The 3,366-nt window shown below is 72.2% G+C and carries 2 protein-coding genes; one reads left to right on the top strand and one right to left on the bottom strand.

The features are described from left to right. Window positions 1–96: 96 nt before the first annotated feature. Window positions 97–786: a copper homeostasis protein CutC gene (locus AADR41_RS41675; RefSeq protein WP_342287654.1), complete on the bottom strand. Its 690-nt coding sequence runs from the start codon at window positions 784–786 to the stop codon at window positions 97–99. A 258-nt stretch (window positions 787–1,044) separates the two neighbouring features. Here AADR41_RS41675 and AADR41_RS41670 point away from each other — a divergent pair, with 258 nt between their 5' ends. Beyond that, entirely contained in the window at window positions 1,045–3,330 is a 2,286-nt protein-coding gene (locus AADR41_RS41670) for a heavy metal translocating P-type ATPase (RefSeq protein ID WP_342287656.1), read from the top strand. Window positions 3,331–3,366 lie beyond the last annotated feature (36 nt).

The following is a 3,366-nucleotide window of genomic DNA, read 5'->3' as shown; positions in this document are numbered from 1 at the left end:
CCCCCCCCCCCCCCCCCACCCGGGAAGGGGCGGGTGGGAGAACAGGCCCGCCGCAGGCACCCCGCCCGGCCCCCGCACCGCCCCGTACCCGGCCCACTACGCGTCGAGCACCGTCCGCCATTCCCGCACCGCCGCCGCGTCCACCGGTCCCGACCAGCCGTGCGGACGCGCCGCACCGCCGATGTGCACCGCGTCGATGCCCGCGGCCAGCAGCTCCGGCAGGTGTTCGAGCCGCAGTCCGCCGCCCACCAGGATCTGCGGCTCGTACCCGGGTTCGCCCTTGCGCGCCGCCTCCACCAGCAGCGTCGGGATGCCGTCGTCGACACCCTTCGGCGAGCCCGCGGTGAGGTACGTGTCCAGGCCGGGCAGGTCCGCGAGCTGCTTGCGCAGGGCGTCCCGGTCGACGGCGCGGTCGATCGCGCGGTGGAAGGTCCAGCGGCAGCCGTCCAGCTCGGCGACGAGCCGTTCGACGGCGACCAGGTCGGGGTGCCCCTCGGCGTCGAGGAAGCCGAGCACGAATTCCTCCGCGCCCGCCGCGCGCAGCTCGCGCGCCCTCGCCACCAGCACCTCGATGTCGCCGGCCGCGAAGCCGTCGGCCACCCTGAGCATCACCCGTAGCGGAATGTCCACCGCCGCCCGGATCTCCGCGAAGGTCGCGCAGGACGGGGTCAGGCCGTCCGCCGCCATGTCGGTGACCAGCTCAAGCCGGTCCGCACCACCCGCCTGGGCCGCGATCGCGTCCTCCGCGTCGAGAGCGATCACCTCCAGGAGTGCACGGTTGCTCATGGGATCCCAATCCTCCAGGAAGCATCAATAGGTCTAGTCCAATGGCCAGCCTACGGGTCGGTACACCGAGGCCGCAGCCTCAATGCCAGGTGAAGATACGTGAGGTCAGCCGCACATCGCGTGATCGAACGCTCACGACCCCGGCCCGGGCGACACATCCGCCCTTGCGTTTCATAGGGGAGGGGGGTATACCTGAATCAGCAACACATACCCCCTAGGGGTATGAAGCCCGAGAACGTCACCGCCAGGGAGGACATCGTGTCCGCGCACACCGCCACAACCGGCACCGGCACCGCCACCGGTGCGGCCGCAGAGGTCGAGCTCGCGATCGGCGGCATGACCTGCGCCTCCTGCGCGGCCCGCATCGAGAAGAAGCTCAACCGGATGGACGGTGTCGAGGCCACCGTCAATTACGCCACCGAGAAGGCCAAGGTCAGCTACCGGGGCGAGGACATCTCCGTACAGGACCTGATCGCCACCGTCGAGAAGACCGGCTACACCGCGCACGAGCCCGCTCCCCCGGTGCGCACCGCCGAGGAGGGCGCCCCCGGGGCCGCGGAGGCCGACGAGCTGCGGCCCCTGCGGCAGCGGCTGCTGACCGCCGTCGCGCTCGCCGTGCCGGTGATCGCGATGTCGATGGTCCCGGCGCTCCAGTTCGACTACTGGCAGTGGCTCTCGCTGACGCTGACGGCGCCGGTCGTCACGTACGCCGCCTGGCCGTTCCACAAGGCCGCGTTCACCAACGCCCGGCACGGTGCGGCGACGATGGACACGCTGATCTCGGTCGGCACCACGGCCGCGTTCCTCTGGTCGCTGTGGGCGCTGTTCTTCGGGACGGCGGGCATGGTCGGCATGACGCACCCCTTCGAGCTGACCATCGGACGGAGCGACGGCGCGGGCAACATCTACCTGGAGGCCGCCGCCGGGGTCACCGCGTTCATCCTGGCCGGCCGCTACTTCGAGGCCCGGTCCAAGCGGAAGGCGGGCGCGGCCCTCAAGGCGCTGCTCGAACTCGGCGCCAAGGAAGTGACCGTGCTGCGCGACGGCCACGAGACGACCGTGCCGACCGCCGAACTCCAGGTCGGGGACCGGTTCCTGGTCCGCCCCGGCGAGAAGATCGCCACCGACGGCACCGTCGTCGAGGGTGCCTCGGCCGTGGACGCGTCGATGCTGACCGGTGAGTCGGTGCCCGTGGAGGTCGGGGTCGGCGACTCCGTCACCGGGGCGACGCTCAACGCGGGCGGCCGGCTCGTCGTCGAGGCCACCCGGGTCGGCGCCGACACCCAGCTCGCCAGGATGGCGAAGCTCGTCGAGGACGCCCAGAACGGCAAGGCGGCGGCCCAGCGCCTCGCGGACCGGATCTCCGCCGTCTTCGTACCCGTCGTCATCGCCCTGGCGCTCGGCACGCTCGGCTTCTGGCTCGGCAACGGCGGGGGCCTGACCGCCGCGTTCACCGCGGCCGTGGCCGTACTGATCATCGCCTGCCCCTGCGCCCTGGGCCTGGCCACCCCCACCGCCCTCATGGTCGGCACCGGACGCGGCGCCCAGCTCGGCATCCTGATCAAGGGCCCCGAAGTCCTGGAGACCACCCGCCGCGTCGACACGATCGTCCTCGACAAGACCGGCACCGTCACCACCGGCCGGATGACCCTCCTCGACATCCACACCGCCGAGAACACCGACGAAACCGACGTACTGCGGCTCGCGGGAGCACTGGAACACTCCTCCGAACACCCCATCGCCCAGGCCGTCGCCGCCGGAGCCGCCGAACGCACCGGCGCACCCCTGCCCACCCCCGAGGACTTCGCCAACATCGCCGGACTCGGCGTCCAGGGCGTCGTCGAGGGCCACGCCGTCCTCGTCGGCCGCGAACAGCTCCTCGCCGAGTGGGAGATCCACCTCCCGGTGGAGCTGGCCCGGCGCAAGGCCGAGGCGGAGGCCGCCGGCCGGACGGCCATCGCGGTGGCCTGGGACGGCGAGGCACGGGCGGTGCTCGAAGTCGCCGACGCGGTGAAGGACACCAGCGCGGAGGCCATCCAGCGGCTGCGGGCCCTGGGGCTCACCCCGATCCTACTCACCGGCGACAACCGGGCGGTGGCCGAATCGGTCGCGGCCGAGGTCGGGATCGAGAAGGTGTACGCGGAGGTCATGCCGGAGGACAAGGTCGACGTCGTCAGGCGCCTCCAGGCGGAGGGCCGTTCGGTCGCCATGGTCGGTGACGGTGTCAACGACGCGGCCGCCCTCGCCCAGGCAGATCTGGGCCTGGCGATGGGGACCGGCACGGACGCCGCGATCGAGGCCGGTGACCTGACGCTGGTGCGCGGGGACCTGCGGGCCGCGGCGGACGCGATCCGGCTGTCGCGCAAGACCCTCGGCACCATCCGTACGAACCTGTTCTGGGCCTTCGCCTACAACGTGGCGGCCCTGCCCCTTGCGGCGGCCGGACTGCTCAACCCGATGATCGCGGGTGCCGCGATGGCGTTCTCGTCGGTCTTCGTGGTCGGCAACTCGCTGCGGCTGCGGGGCTTCAGCGCAGCGGCGTAGGACCCGTTCCCACCCCCTCCGCCTCCTGCCCCGACC

The sequence above is a fragment of the Streptomyces sp. CLV115 genome (assembly GCF_038448545.1).
Taxonomy (GTDB): domain Bacteria; phylum Actinomycetota; class Actinomycetes; order Streptomycetales; family Streptomycetaceae; genus Streptomyces; species Streptomyces sanglieri.
This window is presented reverse-complemented; position numbering and strand designations above follow the sequence as displayed.

Coding starts and splice junctions, on each gene's coding strand:
- AADR41_RS41675 (WP_342287654.1), bottom strand. CDS start 786: ATGAGCAACCGTGCACTCCTGGAGGTGATCGCTCTCGACGCGGAGGAC.